Annotated in this window: 17 protein-coding genes and 1 other annotated feature; of the genes, 5 read left to right on the top strand and 12 right to left on the bottom strand. The window is 41.7% G+C overall.

Annotated elements, in window-relative coordinates:
* Window positions 1–140: 140 nt before the first annotated feature.
* Window positions 141–1229, bottom strand: coding sequence for an AI-2E family transporter (locus D8801_RS05575; RefSeq protein WP_004193676.1), 1089 nt, complete (start codon window positions 1227–1229; stop codon window positions 141–143).
* Window positions 1230–1238: 9 nt separating this feature from the next.
* A complete protein-coding gene (locus D8801_RS05570) occupies window positions 1239–2528 on the bottom strand; it encodes a DUF308 domain-containing protein (protein WP_125848452.1) in 1290 nt (429 codons plus the stop codon).
* 803 nt (window positions 2529–3331) lie between these two features.
* Between D8801_RS05570 and D8801_RS05565 the strand changes: the two genes are divergently transcribed.
* The 4 genes from D8801_RS05565 (at window position 3332) to D8801_RS05550 (ending at window position 6585) form a co-directional block, all read left to right on the top strand.
* A complete protein-coding gene (locus D8801_RS05565; RefSeq protein WP_000379854.1) occupies window positions 3332–3763 on the top strand; it encodes an Rrf2 family transcriptional regulator in 432 nt (143 codons plus the stop codon).
* 90 nt (window positions 3764–3853) lie between these two features.
* Window positions 3854–4858, top strand: coding sequence for an NADP-dependent oxidoreductase (locus D8801_RS05560; RefSeq protein ID WP_084856104.1), 1005 nt, complete (start codon window positions 3854–3856; stop codon window positions 4856–4858).
* A gap of 13 nt (window positions 4859–4871) precedes the next feature.
* Window positions 4872–5708 (top strand): alpha/beta fold hydrolase, encoded by an 837-nt coding sequence (locus D8801_RS05555; protein WP_125848450.1) that lies wholly within the window; start codon window positions 4872–4874, stop codon window positions 5706–5708.
* A gap of 1 nt (window position 5709) precedes the next feature.
* Complete coding sequence (locus D8801_RS05550; RefSeq protein WP_125848448.1) at window positions 5710–6585, top strand: SDR family NAD(P)-dependent oxidoreductase; 876 nt, start codon at window positions 5710–5712, stop codon at window positions 6583–6585.
* A 285-nt stretch (window positions 6586–6870) separates the two neighbouring features.
* Here the strand turns inward: D8801_RS05550 and D8801_RS05545 are convergent, their stop codons facing one another.
* Both D8801_RS05545 and D8801_RS05540 read right to left on the bottom strand, forming a co-directional pair.
* Window positions 6871–8130 (bottom strand): S41 family peptidase, encoded by a 1260-nt coding sequence (locus D8801_RS05545; protein ID WP_125848446.1) that lies wholly within the window; start codon window positions 8128–8130, stop codon window positions 6871–6873.
* A gap of 79 nt (window positions 8131–8209) precedes the next feature.
* Window positions 8210–8665 (bottom strand): GNAT family N-acetyltransferase, encoded by a 456-nt coding sequence (locus D8801_RS05540; protein ID WP_125848444.1) that lies wholly within the window; start codon window positions 8663–8665, stop codon window positions 8210–8212.
* Between the two features lie 69 nt (window positions 8666–8734).
* Here D8801_RS05540 and D8801_RS05535 point away from each other — a divergent pair, with 69 nt between their 5' ends.
* Entirely contained in the window at window positions 8735–9394 is a 660-nt protein-coding gene (locus D8801_RS05535) for a prepilin peptidase (RefSeq protein WP_125848441.1), read from the top strand.
* On the opposite strand, the gene trpA is transcribed toward D8801_RS05535, so the two are convergent.
* The 8 genes from trpA to trpB (D8801_RS05495) form a co-directional block, all read right to left on the bottom strand.
* Entirely contained in the window at window positions 9366–10142 is a 777-nt protein-coding gene (gene trpA / locus D8801_RS05530) for a tryptophan synthase subunit alpha (RefSeq protein WP_125848439.1), read from the bottom strand. The genes D8801_RS05535 and trpA overlap by 29 nt on opposite strands.
* Window positions 10135–11358, bottom strand: a complete 1224-nt coding sequence (gene trpB / locus D8801_RS05525; RefSeq protein ID WP_125848437.1) for a tryptophan synthase subunit beta — start codon at window positions 11356–11358, stop codon at window positions 10135–10137. Before trpB (D8801_RS05525) ends, trpA begins: the two co-directional genes overlap by 8 nt.
* Window positions 11336–11935: a phosphoribosylanthranilate isomerase gene (locus tag D8801_RS05520; protein ID WP_185758503.1), complete on the bottom strand. Its 600-nt coding sequence runs from the start codon at window positions 11933–11935 to the stop codon at window positions 11336–11338. Before D8801_RS05520 ends, trpB (D8801_RS05525) begins: the two co-directional genes overlap by 23 nt.
* Window positions 11922–12689 carry an indole-3-glycerol phosphate synthase TrpC gene (gene trpC, locus D8801_RS05515; RefSeq protein ID WP_125848433.1) on the bottom strand — a complete coding sequence of 256 codons (768 nt, stop codon included), beginning with the start codon at window positions 12687–12689 and terminating at the stop codon, window positions 11922–11924. Before trpC ends, D8801_RS05520 begins: the two co-directional genes overlap by 14 nt.
* The gene (gene trpD, locus D8801_RS05510; RefSeq protein WP_000658672.1) at window positions 12686–13690 is read right to left on the bottom strand and encodes an anthranilate phosphoribosyltransferase; all 1005 of its coding nucleotides are present in this window, start codon (window positions 13688–13690) and stop codon (window positions 12686–12688) included. The genes trpC and trpD overlap by 4 nt, the downstream gene beginning before the upstream one ends.
* Before the next feature lie 10 nt (window positions 13691–13700).
* Complete coding sequence (locus D8801_RS05505) at window positions 13701–14267, bottom strand: aminodeoxychorismate/anthranilate synthase component II (protein WP_070526729.1); 567 nt, start codon at window positions 14265–14267, stop codon at window positions 13701–13703.
* Window positions 14264–15625 carry an anthranilate synthase component I gene (gene trpE, locus D8801_RS05500; protein ID WP_125848431.1) on the bottom strand — a complete coding sequence of 454 codons (1362 nt, stop codon included), beginning with the start codon at window positions 15623–15625 and terminating at the stop codon, window positions 14264–14266. Before trpE ends, D8801_RS05505 begins: the two co-directional genes overlap by 4 nt.
* Window positions 15626–15918: 293 nt before the next feature.
* Window positions 15919–17097, bottom strand: coding sequence for a tryptophan synthase subunit beta (gene trpB / locus D8801_RS05495; protein ID WP_125848429.1), 1179 nt, complete (start codon window positions 17095–17097; stop codon window positions 15919–15921).
* A gap of 66 nt (window positions 17098–17163) precedes the next feature.
* Window positions 17164–17395, bottom strand: a binding site (T-box leader).
* Window positions 17396–17406: the final 11 nt, after the last annotated feature.

Genomic DNA, 17406 nt, shown 5'->3' with positions numbered 1-17406 from the left:
CATCTAAATCAACAGAAATAAGCCTTGAAACCAAGGCTTTTTTTAACGTCTAATAGCTTTTTGTAGAAAAGTATTTAAAAATAAAAGAGAAGAGAATCTCTCACTCTCTTCTCAGTATATCTTATTAAATTTAGTTTTTCTTAATCTACCTGATTTTCCTTTGCAACGACAAATTCTTTAACCAGTCGATAGATAACAGCAAATACGGGGGTAAAGAATATCATTCCAAGTAGTCCGAAAAGATTCCCTCCAATACTAGCAGCCGCAAGCGTGAAAATAGCTGGCAAACCAATAGACTGACCTACAACTCTAGGATAAATAAGGTTTCCTTCAATCAGCTGTATAACTTGATATAGAAGAAGAGAAAGTAAGGCTTGAGTAGGACTCACTGTGAAGATAAAAATCGCTCCCACAACACAAGCAATCATAGGCCCTACATAAGGAATGAACGATAGCACTCCTGCAAAGATACCTGTCATTACTCCATAGGGTATCCCAAACACGCTGTAACCAACCGCTATCATAACTCCTATGATAACTGCTTCAATCAGCTGACTCATCAAAAATTGGTCATAAGTCTCTAGTGCTACTTGTCCAATGTAAGTCAACTTTATCACCACCTTCTCTGGAAGAAAAACTTTTAGAAGTCGACTCGTCATCGCTGCCAAATGTTCCTTACTGGATAAAAATAAAAAGGTGAAGACTATAATCAAAAAGGCATTCATCAAACTTGAAAAAATATTGCCGATATTACTAGTCAGACCTGATAAAAAACCTATCAAAGCTTGGCTAATAGAACTAGATTGTCCCTGTATGCCTGATACGATAGTTGACAACATGTCTTTGGTTACAAATTCCGAGCTGCCTAGCAATTTCCCAAGTTGAGTAAGGACTGTTGAAAGGACTGTTCCCAGCTGACTAATAGTCTGGGCTAGGGTTGGCAGCACCAAAACCAAAAGAGCAATCACGATTAAGATAAGAGCTAGGAAAACAAGTACCATGGCAATCGGACGACGCAACTCTGCCTTTACCTTCAATTTAACTAAGTACTGTTCAATTTTTTTCATAGGAACATTAAGCACAAAAGCAATAACAGCACCATAAATCAAGGTTGATATTACATCAAAGAGAGAGATTGCTCCTGATATAAAGCTCGATGCATTCAGAATTACAAGAGCAACCAGCCCTATAAAAAGGATTAACGGAGTATATTTTTTAACTAAGTTCATAAATTTTCCTTAATAAACATGTTTAGATACGACTATACTATTTGGTTTTTCAAACTCTCGATCAAGGTAGGCTTGGTAAGTTCCTGGAGCGATAAATCCTTTGGGTGAGAGGATATCGGTGCCAGCCTGACCGACTATGGTATCAGCCAAGAGCACACAGTTTGTAGATAAGACAAAGTAGGATTTAAACTTAGATTTGATAAATTTATAAAGTTCCCCATCTGTCTCGTGTCTGATTTTATAAGCGTAGGTGTAGTCTTCCTTACCATCACCTGTCATGATTTTATCTGCACTTGGCTCCCATGGAATCGTCAGTTGTTTCAATTCAGCCAACTTTTTCTGAACTGCTTTTTCCATTTCAGGCGTCAAATCTATCCCATAACCAAAAAGCGTTTTTTGACTCTCACGTTTACATAGGTCAATGTACTTGTCACGATCACAGAAATATAAGACACCATCTCCTACCATGCCAAATAAGGTCTCAGAAGACGGATCATAGTTGCCATAAGAAATAACACGGCCCTGATAGCAGATATCCACATGACCAATTGCCGAAAACAGAGAGGTCTCAGCTGTATGAACAAAAATTTCAAGCTCCGCTGTCTTACCAGACTTCACCATTCCAAGATGGATATCCTCTCTCTCATCAGCATTTTCCTGCATGAATTTGTTGATTTTTGCTAAAGTTCTTGCAGGGATGAGAGCGGCTAGGACAATAGGTAAGCTCATTCTTACACGACGTTTGAGATGGTTTTTCCCAATTTCCTCCTCAAACAAGAAACCATCACGGATATTGGACACACCATAAAGGAAAAAATAAGCCCCTAATACAAAGAGTTGAAAGACAGAATTTCCTGTAGAGGACAAAAGACTAGTCCCACCAAGAAAAACTAGTACGAGTCCATCTAGTAAGAGACGAAAACGAGGTCGAATTTTGTTTTTGCGGTAGAGAACATAGGTGACAAGGTTAATACTAGCATGAAAAATCTGATAAACTCCAATCACAAGAGCCAAAATATAAATCGGCACATCCGTCGCAAGATTGGAGCCAAGCAAATATCCCAGCACTAACAATTTAACCAGTGCAACTCCCAAGGTGTCCGTTGACTGACTTTTTTTGAAAATACGTAATACTAAATCTAAGACCGTTGCTATCCAAGCTAAAAACAGAACCAGTCGAATAACCTTTACTGGCAACCAAGTCCCCGTGACCATCAAGATGAGACCTAGCAGAACAAACAAGAACCCCTGAGCAAGTAATTTCTTACCTGTCAGACCTAAAGATAGAATTTTCGCCATATAAAAACCTTTCAACAATAAAAATTAAACACTCCGATTAAACTGACTAGTAAATAGCCAACACTACAAACAGCCTGTGCCAGCAACATATGGTGACTAGAAATGACTGTAGTAATGTCACCATCTTGTCTTATGCACTTCTAAAATTTGTTATATTGATTAGAAACCAGAGCTTATAAAAACTAGCTAAACTCGAGAGATAGACACAATTGCGACGAAAAAATGTATAACCAATTCAACTTGTTAAGGTAAGAAAGCATTATTTCCAATCTATTAATTATTCATCTATTGCCTATTATGACACAATATTCCCTATAGTTCAACTTTTTACTTGTTTTTATATTACACGGACTAAAAAGTTTTCAACAGTTGATTGCATTTGTTTTAATAAGTTTTAACCTTTCTTGGTTAGATAAAAAAAGAACCATACAGTTTAGAATCTGTATGGTTTTTGCCCCACTTTTGTCCCATTTTTAAATCATGACATTGAAAATACCTAAAATCACTTATATTTCAATATTTTTAATTGCTCTCAATATGAAAGTCCTTTCCAAATCCCTGTAGGGGGCATCTAAATACAACAGGAAAAAGCCTTGATTTACTAGGCTTTTTTGTGTATCTGTTCTACTTTTGGTCAACTAATGGATATCAACGGTATAATTTTATGAACACCCTTCCCAGACAGCTCTAATCTGATTGCACTCAAAATTTTTTAAAATTTAAAACAAAAGACTTGCTTTTCTTTTAATTTATGTTATACTTGTTCTTGTATCTGATACAAGTTTATTAAGAGAGGGATTCATATGGATACAAAATTCTCAGTTGCTTTGCATATCTTAACAATGATTAGTGAAAGCAAGGAAACCTTAAGTTCTCAAGCACTAGCTATTAGTGTTGGGACTAACGCTAGTTACATTCGAAAAGTGATTGCCTTATTGAAAAATGCAGATTTGATTCATTCCCAGCAAGGAAAAACAGGTTATCAACTCAGTAAGTCTCCAAAGAAAATGACTTTACTAGAGATCTACTATGCTACTCAAGAAATCAATCACATTAGTTTATTCCCTGTTCATCAAAATAGCAATCCTGATTGCCCTGTTGGAAAACATATCCAAGGAGCAGTTTCACCGCTTTTCGCTAGTGCCGAATCTCAATTAGAGAAGGAATTAGCAAATCAAACTTTAGAAGATGTCATTGACAATCTATATAAACAAGCTAAACAAGTCCGAAACTGATTTGATAACAAGTCAGTTTTTACTGGAAATAACATATACTTGTATCAGATACAGGTATAAAATCATATAGAAAAAGAAAAGAGAAATCACATGAAAGCCGCACAACACACTACTTATAACAAAAACAATATCACACTGAACATCACAGAAATCGCTAAACCAAGTATTACAGACAAACAAGTCTTGGTGAAAGTCACCGCAGCCGGGGTTAATCCTCTCGATAACATGATCTCTCGTGGTGAGGTCAAGATGATTGTTCCTTACAAACTTCCTCAAACTGCAGGTAACGAGGTCGGTGGGATCGTTGAAAGCATTGGCAAGCAAGTTGACAACTTTCAGATAGGAGACCGTGTCTTTGGCCGTCTGCCACTTGATCATATCGGCGCCTTTGCAGAATACCTAGCTGTCGATAGCCAAGCCTTAGCCAAGGTTCCAGACTATCTATCAGACGAGGAAGCTGCTGCTGTTCCGCTTACTGCCTTGACTATCATGCAGGCTCTTGACCTCATGGGCACTCAAGCTGGGAAAACGATCTTTATTTCTGGTGGTACTGGAGGTGTCGGTGGAATGGCCATTCCGATTGCCAAGGCCAAAGGTTTGAAAGTCATCACCAACGGTTCTGGAGATAGTGCTGAGCGTGTGTTGAAACTAGGAGCAGATAGATTTATCGATTACAAAACAGAGGATTATACAAAAACTATTAGTCAGGTGGATTATGTCCTCGATACTCTCGGTGGAGCTGAAACTGAAAAACAAATGTCTATCATGAAAAAAGGTGGTCATCTTGTTTCACTTCGTGCCTTGCCAAACGGTGCCTTTGCCAAACGCATGAATCTACCAAAATGGAAACAGATTATTCTTGGCTTAGCAGGTCGCAAATTTGATAAAATGGCGGAAAAATATAATGTCCACTATCATTTTATCTTTGTAGAAAGCAATGGCGCTCAATTACAAGAGGTAGCTGACCTCTTTAGTAAATTAGAAATCAAACCCTCTATCGATACAGTTTATCCATTTGAAGAGGTAAATAGCGCCTTAGACAAAGTCGCTAATGGTCGCTCACGTGGAAAAACAGTCCTCAGCTTTAAGAAATAAAAAGGGAAACACAATGTCATATCTTACTACAAAAAATCAATACATCACCGTCCAAGAAAACCAAATCGCCTATCGCGAACTTAGTAAAGGCAAATCAAAACTACCTCTTCTGATGCTGGTACATTTGGCAGCAACTCTCGATAACTGGGATCCAAGACTATTAGACTTGATTGCTGAAAAGCACCATGTAATTGTTGTCAATCTTCCTGGTGTCGGTGCTAGTCAGGGAAAAGTGGCGCAAACCATTCCTGGAATGGCTGAGCAGACAATTGACTTTGTAAAAGCGCTTGGTTACGATAAAATCAATCTCCTCGGACTTTCCATGGGGGGCATGATTGCCCAAGAAATGGTCAGAAGTAAGCCTGATTTGGTCAACCGTCTCATCTTGGCAGGAACAGGACCTCGAGGTGGAAAAGAGGTCGATAAGGTAACAGGAAAAACCTTTAACTATATGTTTAAAGCCGGACTCGAACGTATCGATCCTAAACGCTATATCTTCTATAATCATGATGAACAAGGGAAAATCGAAGCCTTGAAAGTCCTAGGACGAATGGGGATGAGAACAAAGGAATTTGCGGATAAAGACATGAACCTATCAGGATTCCTAACTCAACTCAAAGCTATTAAACGTTGGGGGAAAGATCCTCAAGACGACCTAACATTTATCACTCAACCAACCTTAATCGTCAACGGGGACAAGGATATGCAGGTTCCAACGGAAAATTCCTATGACATGCATGAGAAAATCGAAAATAGTAAGCTGATTATCTATCCAAATGCTGGCCACGGTTCGATTTTCCAATATGCAGACGAATTTGCAAAAGAACTCATTGCTTTCTTGGAGGACTAATATGGTCAAAACGATTCTAATAACAGGTGCTACTGACGGTATCGGTAAACATTTGGCAAAGAAACTGGCCAGTGAAGGTCATCATGTCATCCTTCATGGTCGAAATCCTCAAAAACTTGAGCTGGCGCTTCAAGAAGTTCGTGCAGTCTCCTTGAGAGGCAGAGTTTCTAGCTACCTTGCAGATTTTTCAAAATTAGACGATGTTTATCGATTTGTAGAGGAAATCAAGCGAGACTTTCAAAGTATCGATATCTTGTTTAATAATGCAGGACTTTATGGAGGGAAAGAACGAAAAGCGAGTGCTGAAAATGTCGAATTGACTTTTATGTTATCCGTTCTCGTTCCCTATATTTTAACAATTGAGCTAAGTCCCTTATTAGAAAAAGCGCCTGATGGTCGTGTTATTAATACCTCTTCCTACATGCACCATTTTGCCAAGGTTAAAGATTTGGACTTTGGCTTTGAGAAAGGCTACAATCCTAGTTTAGCCTATAACAATTCTAAACTATACACCATTTGGATGACACGCTATCTAGCAAGAGAGTTCTTTCTAAAAGGTTCAAATGTTACTGTTAATGCCTATCATCCAGGACTCATCTCAACTAACTTGGGAAATGATTCCAGTGATGAAAAGACGAAAAAGTCTCTCTTTGGACGTTTGATGAAGTCATTTTCCAAAGATCTAGACGAGGGAATCGAAACAGGATATTATCTCACATTGTCAGAAGAAATCAGGGGCTTGACTGGCTACTATTTTGATGAGAAGAAAGTAAAGCCTGTATCTGAAAAAGGATATAATCTCAAAAACGCTCGGCATTTAATCAATTATTGTGATAATAAAATTGAGTTATTCCAAAATAAGTCCGAAACAGTTTAGCATTACTACTCCTTGATTACTATGCAGAGTTAATTTTCAAAACTAATTGATTCTCAATGTAAAAGTCTGTGTAAGGGAATAAACATCAACAGGAAAAGCCTTGGAGTCAAGGCTTTTTGTATCCTCCCTACTTTTATTCCATCAACGGATGCTCAAGATATATTTTGTGTGTAAAAAAATTCTTTTGCCCCTCAGTGATACAATCATTTTACTCAATTACAAACAGATCAAAAGCAAAAGACTTAGCTCTATTTCATACAGAACTAAGTCTTTTATTTAAACAATCTAATATTTCCACTTCATCTCAATCAACTCCAGACATTTATCTAGATCTACATCTCGTTCAAAATGTGCAGGAGTCCAAGGGACTTCTATATCAGGAAGAACACCTTTGTCCGTCATCCCTTTGCCTTTATCTATAGCCAACCAGCGAGAAGTTGGGAACATCAAAAAGTAATCATCATAATCTACCTTGCAACAATTTGAGTAGTCTAAAATACCAAGCGTTGGACGGCCGATAACTGTCACTTTCTTAAAATTCTTCATCATCTTGACAAAATTATCTCCTGATGATGCACAATAAATATCCGACAAAATAAAAATCTGCTCTGGATAGTGACCACCCTTAACACCTGGGAAAAGCTCGTCTTGATCATCCTGATACCGAACATAGCCTTTCCCTCGATTTTGGAGTAAATTATTACGAAAATCTTCAAGCAGTTTCACCGTATCAGGACTGATATTTTCTTGTTGAAGCCATGTTTCAAAGTCTTTTAAGCGTCGGTCGACATTTCCTTCTGTATAGAGAATTTCCATTCCATCATCCTGTAAATCAAGAGTGTCATAGCCTTTCCCTTCCTCCAAGCCAAGATGTAAGAGCGGAAAATACAAAGAATCCGTGCCCCCATTGTTGTAACGGACATCTATAATAAGAGTTTCTGTCTCAGCAATCTTCTGCAAACACTCTTGGTATAAACGGTTAATCACTTCTTCATCCATAAAATTATCTAAACGTAGATAGAGGATATCTGACTCCAACTCTTTCCAAAAAATCTGAGCTTTTTGAGCTTTCTGGCTAGCACGAACTGTAATAGACATCTCCTGCCCATCTCGCAAGACGGTCACTTGCTCTGCCATCAGTAGCAAATCTGCCCATTCTCGGTATCGTCTTTCTGGAGTCAGACTAATAAAGTAATTTGGGTGTTGCAAAGCTACTTGCTCCAAACTCATCCCGTCCAGACTGAGGATTCGATCCCCCACTTGGAGACCTGTATCTTGGTTTGCTTCCTCAACAAACATTTCCTGCTCACTTATCCTCAAAAGAAAACCTTTCGGACCTGATTTTTTATTATGGAAAGAAATATGCCCAATAATCCCAAAACTAGCAAGATAAGTCCTGACTTGATAAAGAAATTCTTGCTCAGTCATATCATCTGTAATCTTTTCTAGAAAAGGCTGAGGGTTGCACCCTTTGCGATCTTTTACTGTAGATGAATCATGTGTCATAATCCAAACAATGTCTTTAAAAATATCTGTTTTTTTCATACGAGCCATTCCTTCTACCTTTAAAGTAGTATAGCCTTCTTCACAACGAAAAAGGAGTTTTTACTACAAAGTCAATCTGCTATCTCCCCTTCTTCATGATGTATTTTCGTATAGGTGTTTCAACCATCTGAACGATTTCAAATCCTTCTTTTTGATAGAGGTGCTTGGCTCTTTGATTTGCCTCGTAGACATTTAGAGAAATAGTATCTATGTCTTCATTTTCAAAGGCCAAACTAACAAATTTCCTTAAAGCCTGGCTACCTAAGCCTTGCCCCTGTTTCTGGGGGTTGATAAAAAATCTCCCGATATGAAGATTTCTGTCTTCTAGCCTGATTTTCTGGATAAGCCCCACAAACTCTTGTCCATCAAAGATTGAAAAGATTCCTTCCAAATCTTGCAAGACTTGAATTGTCAAGGGAAAAGGAATCATTGTTCCCATCCATTGTTCTTGAAAGGATTTGCCAAGGGAGTTAGACCATTGGCATACGAATTGAGCGTTTTCTATACTTACCTTTTCTTCAAAACGAATTGTCATCTTGAACTCACCTTCTTATCTATGTTTCTCCATTATACCACTTCTCCTATTTTTTACGAATAGATAAGTATGATTGATTTTTATTTTTTTCTTGTCGGGAGCATTCTCGCTTCCTTTCTAGGTTTGGTCATTGACCGTTTCCCTGAGCAATCCATTATCAGCCCAGCTAGTCACTGCGGTTCCTGTCAGACTCGCTTGCGTCCGCTAGATTTGATTCCTATCCTTTCGCAGGTGGTTAATCGCTTTTGCTGTCGCTACTGCAAGGCTCGCTATCCTATCTGGTATGCCCTCTTTGAACTAGGCTTAGGACTCCTCTTTCTGGCTTGGTCTTGGGGCTGGCTTTCCTTGGGTCAAGTCATCCTAATCACTGCCGGCTTGACCTTGGGCATCTACGACTTTCGCCATCAGGAATATCCCTTACTAGTCTGGCTGACTTTCCACCTAATCCTCATGGCCTGCTCTGGTTGGAATCTAGTCATGGTCTTCTTCCTTATCCTTGGAATCATGGCTCATTTTATTGATATCAGTATGGGAGCAGGGGATTTTCTCTTTCTGGCTTCTTGTGCTCTCGTCTTTAGCGCGACCGAATTACTCATCTTGATCCAGTTTGCTTCTGCGACGGGCATCCTGGCCTTTCTCCTGCAAAAGAAAAAGGAAAGACTTCCTTTTGTGCCTTTCCTCTTACTTGCTGCTTGTTTGATTATTTTTGGTAAGCTACTGCTTGTTTGATAAAGTCCTGAATCGGCTCTCCTTGGTGGAGAGCTTTTACAATTTTCGAACCGACGATGACACCATCTGACACCGCATTGAAGCGTTCGACATCGGCTTGACTAGACACACCAAATCCTGTCAAGACTGGGATGTCAGCTACTTGATGCAATTGTGCCAAGTGCTTGTCCAAGTCTGCACGGTAATTTCCTGACTTCCCTGTTACCCCATTGATAGCAACGGCATAGACGAAGCCTTCTGCTCCCTTGATCAACTCTTTTTGTCGCTCAATTCCTGTTGTCAAGCTTACTAGTGGAATCAGGGCAATGTCTGTGTCTGTCAAAAATGGCTCTACAAAGTTGGCATGCTCATGAGGCAGGTCTGGGATAATCAATCCCTTAACCGCTGTATCTGCCAGTTCTCTGACAAATTTCTCCACCCCGTACTGAAAGAGGGGATTGAAGTAGGTCATGATGACCAGTGGCACCTCAGTCTGAATGGTTTTCAAGGTTTCAACCAAAGCTTGGGTAGAAGTCCCATGAGCTAGACTGCGCAAGCCTGCTTCTTCGATCACAGGTCCATCTGCAACAGGATCTGAAAAGGGAATGCCTACTTCGATTGCAGAAACGCCCAAATCTTCTAAAAAGTGGATTGTTTCAGCAAGACCATCCAAACCTTTCTCATGGTCCCCAGCCATGATATAAGGAACGAAAATTCCTTTTCCGGTTGCTTTGATAGCATTCAATTTTTCTGTTAGTGTCTTAGACATGGGCTTCTCCCTTCTTTGCTTCATCTGCTTCCAAGCGGTCTTTGACTTGAACTACATCCTTGTCCCCACGACCTGATAGACAGACAATCATAGACTTGTCTGGTCCGAGTTCTTTGGCCAATTTCACTGCAAAGGCAATAGCATGGCTTGATTCCAAGGCTGGGATAATCCCTTCCACACGAGACAAGAGTTGGAATCCTTCCAAGGCTTCTTCGTCTGTCACTGGAACATAGGTCGCACGTTTGATATCGTGGTAGTGAGAATGCTCTGGACCGATACCTGGATAGTCCAAACCTGCTGAGATAGAGAAGGCTTCAAGAATTTGACCATGGGCATCTTGGAGCACATCCATAAGAGAACCGTGGAGGACACCTGGACGCCCCTTGGTCAAGGTCGCTGCGTGATGCTCTGTATCCACACCAAGTCCTGCCGCCTCAGCCCCATACATGGCTACTGACTCATCTTCTACAAATGGATGGAAGAGACCGATAGCATTAGAACCACCACCAACACAGGCTACTAGGGCATCTGGTAAGTCTTGTCCTGTCAAATCACGGTACTGTTGTTTAGCCTCCTTACCGATGACACTTTGGAAGTCACGAACGATTTCTGGGAAAGGATGAGGGCCCAATGCTGAACCAAGGATATAGTGGGTATCATCGATATTTGCCACCCATGAACGAAGGGCTGCATTGACCGCATCCTTGAGCACGCGCGAACCATCAGTCACAGCCTCAACCTTGGCTCCCAAAAGCTCCATACGGAAGACGTTAAGGGCTTGGCGTTTGACATCTTCCTCACCCATGTAAATAGTACATTCCATGTTAAAGAGAGCCGCAGCTGTTGCAGTTGCCACACCGTGCTGACCAGCACCTGTTTCAGCGATAATTTTCTTTTTGCCCATGCGTTTAGCCAGAAGAACTTGTCCCAAGGCATTGTTAATCTTGTGAGCCCCTGTATGGTTGAGGTCTTCCCGTTTGAGGTAAATCTTGGCTCCACCAATATGCTGGGTCAAGTTTTTTGCGTAGTAAAGGGGAGTTTCACGTCCTACATACTGGCGCAAAAGTTGGTTTAATTCCTCTTGGAAACTTGGGTCTGCCTGACTTTCACGATAAGCCTTCTCCAGCTCCAAAACTGCTGTCATCAATGTTTCTGGGACAAAACGTCCGCCGAATTTTCCATAAAATCCATCTTTATTTGGTTCTTGATATGCCATGCTTTACCCTCTCTATAAATCTTCTAATCTTTTCATGATCTTTTTGTCCATCCGTCTCCACTCCACTTGATACATCTACTGCATAGGGAGTAAAATGTTGAATTGCTTTTACTACATTATCTTCATTAAGCCCACCTGCGATAAAGAAGGGCTGAGCTAGTCCCGTCGTATCTAGTTGACCCCAGTCAAAGGTCTGGCCACTCCCTGCCACAGGGGCATCAAAGAGTAGATAGTCTGCCCGAGAATTGGGGACATGACCATCTCCATCCACCTGCACCGCCTGAATGCTGGCACAAGGCAAATCCTCAAACAAATCAGCTGCTACCTGACCATGAACTTGAACCAAGTCCAAGCCAACTTTTTCAATCGCTTCTAGCAGTTGAGCCCGACTTGGTGAAACAAATACACCAACCTTTTGTACATCTACAGGAATGAGCTTTGCCAGCTCTGCGGCCTCTTCCAAGCTCACCTGTCTTTTACTAGGTGCAAAGACAAAACCGATGTAGTCGGCCCCTGCTGATACGGCTGTCTCTAACGCTTCTTTGGTCGATAGTCCACAAATCTTAACCTTTGTCAATCTGCAACTCCTTGATTCTTTGAGCCACATCTTCTGCCTGCATGAGAGCTGTTCCCACCAAAATCCCGTTAAAGTATGGTGCAACACGTATCGCATCCTGCCCTGTGAAAATAGCAGATTCAGAAATGTAATAGCGACCTTCCTTAAAGTGCTGGGCCAAGTCTACACTGGTTTGTAAGTCGACTTCAAAGGTGGTCAAGTTGCGATTGTTAACCCCAATAATCTCAACACCAAGTCTGTGGGCCACTTCAAGTTCAGCTAGATTGTGAGTCTCCACCAAGACTTCCAAACCAAGCTCTGTCGCGTAATCATACAGTTCTTTGAGGCGTTCTTCTGACAAGGCTGCCACAATGAGCAAAATAACTGTCGCACCTGCATTTCGAGCGCGGATGATTTGCTTTTCATCGATGATAAAATCCTTGTTCAGAGTCGGAATCTCTACCTGACTAGAAATCTCACGCAAATAATCCAAATGCCCTTTAAAGAAAACTTCATCTGTCAAAACTGAAATCATCACTGCTCCATTCGCTTCATAAGTCTGGGCCTGTTGTACAATATCCACATCGAGATTGATATCTCCCAGACTAGGGCTAGCTTTCTTGACCTCAGCAATCACCTGCAAATGGTCTTGGTGATTCTTCAAAAATTCAGCCAAGCGATAGGTCTGGCGCAAGGGCTGGATTTCCTCCAGCTCCATCTGCTCGACCTCACGTGCCTTCTGCTCTAAGATTCGTGCTAAAAATTCCTGACTCATTTTTGGTACTCCTGTAACAGTCTGAGTTTTTCAAGGGCCTTGCCACTAGCAATCACTTGACGAGCCAAGGCAACTCCTTCCTTGATACTAGCTACCTTACCATTGGCATAGAAACCAAGACCAGCATTTAAAACTGTCGTTTCCAAGAATGGACTTGGTTCGTTTTGAAGAACGCTGAGCAAAATTTCTGCATTTTCCTGAGCATTGCCACCACGGATATCTTCGATAGCGTAGCGTTCCATCCCCAAATCCTCTGGAGTAAAGCTTGACAAGGTGATTTTGCCATTCTCAAGAAGGGCAATGCTGGTAGCTCCATTCAAGCCAGCTTCATCCAGCCCTTCTGGTCCAGCAACCACGATGGCACGTTTGCGACCCATATTTTTCAAAACCTGAGCTGTACTTTCTAGAAGTTCTGGACGACTAATGCCAAGCAGCTGTGTTTCCAAGGCCATTGGGTGAATCAGTGGACCAGTCAAGTTCATAATTGTTGGAATTCCCAATTCCAAACGAGCTGGCATGATGTATTTCATAGCTGGGTGCATATTTTTAGCAAAGAGAAAGACGATGCCAGTTTTATCGAAAACCTTACCTAGTTCAGCTGGTTTGAGGTCAAGATTGATACCCAATGCTTGAAGGACATCTGCCGAACCTGATTTAGAGGAAATCGAACGGTTACCGTGCTTGGCCATGTGAATGCCGCCACCAGCCAAGACAAAGGCTGCAGTTGTTGAAATGTTAAAGCTGAAGGACTTGTCTCCACCAGTACCACAGTTGTCCATGGCGTCATGAATCTCAGTTGGAATGTGTTGGGCATGCCCTCTCATGACTTGTGCAATGGCTGTGCGCTCTTCCGGTGTTTCCCCCTTCATCTTAAGAGCTAAAAGGAGAGAAGCAATCTGCGCTTCGGTTACACGCCCAGTTACGATACGCTCAATGACGTCCGTCATTTCCACACCTGATAAATGTTCAAATTTTGCTAGTTTTTCAATAATCTCTTTCATCCTAGTTTCCTCACTTTACAACCTTCTCGATAAAATTCCGAATAGAAGACAAGCCATCTGGCGTTCCGATACTCTCTGGATGGTATTGGAAGCCATAAATCGGCAGGCTTTTGTGTTGAATTCCCATAATAGCCTGGTCATCAGTCGAACGAGCTGTCACTTCAAAGCCTTCTGGCATTTCTTCAATCAAAATACTGTGATAACGCATGACTGGACGACCATCCTCAATGCCTTGATAGAGAACAGATGGCGCTTCAAAGCTGATGTTGCTCTGTTTCCCATGCATGACTTTTGGAGCCAAACCTAGCTTCCCACCAAAGACTTCTGCGATGGCTTGGTGACCCAAACAAATTCCTAGAATCGGCTTCTTGCCGGCAAAATCACGAATCATATCTTCCATCTTACCAGCATCAACTGGCCAACCAGGACCGGGAGAAAAAACCAGACCATCTGCTTTTTCAGCTTCTTCATACAGCTTAGGATCATCATTTCTCAAGACCTGCACTTCTGCAAAATTCCCAATGTACTGCGCCAAGTTATAGGTAAAAGAATCATAGTTGTCAATCAATAAAATCATGGTCTTAGTTCTCCAATTCTAGTCATAGATTTAGCCTTGTTAATGGTTTCTTGGTATTCGTTTTGAGCGATAGAGTCGTAAACAATCCCTGCCCCAGCCTGCACATAGGCTGTTTGATTTTTGAGAATCATAGTTCGGATGGCAATGGCGAAATCCATATCACCCGTCGCAGACAAGTAGCCGATTGCTCCTGCATATACGCCCCGTTTTTCCGTTTCCAGTTCATAGATTCGTCTCATAGCTCGAATCTTTGGAGCTCCTGAAACTGTTCCAGCTGGAAGTGTTGATTTTAAAGCATCCATAGCAGTGAGTTCTGGAAGCAACCGTCCCTTGACCACACTGGTCAAATGCATGACATAGCGGAAGAGCTCCACTTCCATATACTTGGTGACTTGGACACTTGCCGTTTCAGAGATGCGACCAATATCATTGCGTCCCAAGTCTACCAACATCCGGTGTTCTGCTGTTTCCTTCTCATCAGAAAGCAGGTCAGTCGCCAAGGCCTTGTCCTCTTCATCCGTAGCCCCTCTTGGTCGCGTACCGGCAATCGGATTGGTTGTCACGATGCCATTTTTGACAGAAACCAAACTTTCTGGACTGGCACCGATGATTTGATAATCCCCAAAATCATAGAAATAGAGGTAATTAGATGGATTGGTCACGCGAAGATTTCTATAGAAGTCAAATGGATTGCCAGTAACCTCTGCTGAGAAACGCTGACTGAGCACACATTGGAACATATCACCATTACGAATCAAGTCACGAGCTGTTTCCACCATTTCCTCAAACTTCTGAGGAGCGATATGCGGTTTGAAGTCCAGCGGAGATAGATCCAAGTCTTCAAATTCATTTGGAGCAGGGATGCGTAATTCCTCAAGCACTTGCTTCAAGGTTTTTTCCAAGTCTTCTTGACTACGCTCGCTGTAAAGAGCATCCTCGATGACATGGATTTTTTCCTTCTTGTGGTCAAAGACCATATAGCTCTCATAAACAAAAAAATGCATGTCTGGCGTCCCAATGGTATCCTCAGGGATTTGGCCAATTTCTTCATAAAGCGAAATCATATCGTAACCAACAAAGCCAATAGCTCCCCCACCAAAAGGGAGGTCAGAATAGTGCTGGCTCTTATGAGTCACTTGATAAAGGAAATCCAAGGGATCCCGATCAATCACTTGACCATTTTGATAAAGGACTCCATTTTCAAACTTAATCTCAAAAACAGGATTATAGGCTAGGATAGAAAAACGAGCGGTTTCCTTGTCTCTCGGAATACTCTCTAAGATCACCTTGTGTTGCCCCTTTAGGCGCATATAAGCCAAGATTGGTGATAAGACATCTCCATGAATGATTCGTTCCATTGTAATTTCCCTTTCAGTTCTACTTCTAGTCCGTGGCGACTGTATGAAAAATCCCCACGCAAAACAACTTGCGTAAGGACGAAATTCGCGGTGCCACCTCAATTATAGGATTTCTCCTATCTCTCCTTCCTGTCTCAGAAACTTCCTGTAACAGGCTGTGCGATAAAGGGCACTCCCTTGAGAATTATGTTTTCTTCTCTCATGTCAGATGGACCCAACCTTACAGTTTTCTCTGCTTGTTTCCAGCAACCACAAGCTCTCTGTGAGAGAAAGGACTGTATTTTTTCCATCTGTTATTTTTTAGCTTCTAGGTAGTCTGCTATCGCAGATACGTCCTTGTCTCCACGACCGGAGACATTGATGATGATAATGTCATCTTTACTTAGTTTTGGCGCACGTTTAACTGCTTCTGCGATAGCGTGTGAACTTTCAATCGCTGGGATAATCCCTTCTGTCTTGCTGAGAAGGAGGAGGGCTTGAACAGCTTCTTCATCCGTCGCTGCCACATATTCCACGCGACCTGAGTCTTTGAAGTAGGCGTGTTCTGGGCCAACGCCTGGATAGTCCAAACCAGCTGAGATAGAGTAAACTGGCGCCAGCTCTCCATCTTCCTTAAAGACTGCATAGGTCTTCATCCCGTCGACAATTCCGACACTACCTTTTGTCATAGTAGCTGCATGCTTGTCTGTATCAAGTCCATGCCCAGCAGCTTCGACCCCAACCAATTTGACTTCTTCATCAGCCACATACTGTGAAAAAGCACCGATAGCATTGGAACCACCACCTACACAGGCAATGACGTAGTCTGGTAAACGGCCTTCTTTTTCTAAGATTTGACGGCGAGATTCTTCACTGATGACCTTTTGGAATTCATGAACAATTGTAGGATAAGGATGAGGTCCTACAGCAGATCCCAAAACGTAGAAGGCTTCAAGGTCATTCATCCATGCTCCAAAGGCTGCATCAACCGCATCCTTAAGAGTTCGTGTCCCCGTTTCAACTGCGTGAACAGTCGCTCCCATCATCTCCATACGGAAGACATTGAGTCGTTGACGCTCCACATCTTCTGCCCCCATGTAGACATCACAGGCCATACCAAACTTAGCTGCAGCAGCTGCTGTCGCAACACCGTGCTGACCAGCTCCTGTTTCTGCGATCACTCTTTTTTTGCCCATACGTTTGGCAAGAAGAATTTGTCCTAAAACATTGTTGAGCTTGTGAGAACCAAGGTGATTAAGGTCTTCGCGCTTGAGATAAATCTTAGCTCCACCTAGGTGGTCTGTCAAACTTTCCGCAAAATAAAGCGGTGTTTCGCGACCAGAATAATCCTTCAAGTAATGGCGAAATTCTGCCAAAAATTCTGGATCATCCTTGTATTTGTCAAATGTCACTTCCAACTCATCCAACAAAGCCTGAATCGGCTCCGGTACAAAACTACCACCAAATTGTCCAAAATAACCTTTAGTTGTCATAAAAGTTTTCCTCTTTCAGTATTAATTTAAAGATATGAAAAAAGCCCACACACAGAAATCAATCCGTGTGAGGGCGTTGGTAACGCGGTGCCACCTCAATTATAAAGGGACTATTCCCCTTTACATCTCTGCCTTGTCTAACAACAAGTTGCACTGTAAGGTGTGCGCACCGAATTTTCATTGTTTCAAATTCATTTTTAAAATCAGCCCACTTTCACTACTTCCAACCACCTGTTCACAATCACCACAGGCTCCCTGAAGATCGAATATAGTTACTTTTCTGATTTATTGAGAATATTATATGTTATT

The organism is Streptococcus oralis (assembly GCF_003943415.1).
GTDB classification, from domain to species: domain Bacteria; phylum Bacillota; class Bacilli; order Lactobacillales; family Streptococcaceae; genus Streptococcus; species Streptococcus oralis_BJ.
The sequence above is the reverse complement of the archived record's forward strand: the minus strand, read 5'-3'. Positions and strand labels throughout refer to the sequence as shown.

Coding starts and splice junctions, on each gene's coding strand:
- D8801_RS05575 (WP_004193676.1), bottom strand. CDS start 1,229: ATGAACTTAGTTAAAAAATATACTCCGTTAATCCTTTTTATAGGGCTG.
- D8801_RS05570 (WP_125848452.1), bottom strand. CDS start 2,528: ATGGCGAAAATTCTATCTTTAGGTCTGACAGGTAAGAAATTACTTGCT.
- D8801_RS05565 (WP_000379854.1), top strand. CDS start 3,332: ATGGATACAAAATTCTCAGTTGCTTTGCATATCTTAACAATGATTAGT.
- D8801_RS05560 (WP_084856104.1), top strand. CDS start 3,854: ATGAAAGCCGCACAACACACTACTTATAACAAAAACAATATCACACTG.
- D8801_RS05555 (WP_125848450.1), top strand. CDS start 4,872: ATGTCATATCTTACTACAAAAAATCAATACATCACCGTCCAAGAAAAC.
- D8801_RS05550 (WP_125848448.1), top strand. CDS start 5,710: ATGGTCAAAACGATTCTAATAACAGGTGCTACTGACGGTATCGGTAAA.
- D8801_RS05545 (WP_125848446.1), bottom strand. CDS start 8,130: ATGAAAAAAACAGATATTTTTAAAGACATTGTTTGGATTATGACACAT.
- D8801_RS05540 (WP_125848444.1), bottom strand. CDS start 8,665: ATGACAATTCGTTTTGAAGAAAAGGTAAGTATAGAAAACGCTCAATTC.
- D8801_RS05535 (WP_125848441.1), top strand. CDS start 8,735: ATGATTGATTTTTATTTTTTTCTTGTCGGGAGCATTCTCGCTTCCTTT.
- trpA (WP_125848439.1), bottom strand. CDS start 10,142: ATGTCTAAGACACTAACAGAAAAATTGAATGCTATCAAAGCAACCGGA.
- trpB (WP_125848437.1), bottom strand. CDS start 11,358: ATGGCATATCAAGAACCAAATAAAGATGGATTTTATGGAAAATTCGGC.
- trpC (WP_125848433.1), bottom strand. CDS start 12,689: ATGAGTCAGGAATTTTTAGCACGAATCTTAGAGCAGAAGGCACGTGAG.
- trpD (WP_000658672.1), bottom strand. CDS start 13,690: ATGAAAGAGATTATTGAAAAACTAGCAAAATTTGAACATTTATCAGGT.
- D8801_RS05505 (WP_070526729.1), bottom strand. CDS start 14,267: ATGATTTTATTGATTGACAACTATGATTCTTTTACCTATAACTTGGCG.
- trpE (WP_125848431.1), bottom strand. CDS start 15,625: ATGGAACGAATCATTCATGGAGATGTCTTATCACCAATCTTGGCTTAT.
- trpB (WP_125848429.1), bottom strand. CDS start 17,097: ATGACAACTAAAGGTTATTTTGGACAATTTGGTGGTAGTTTTGTACCG.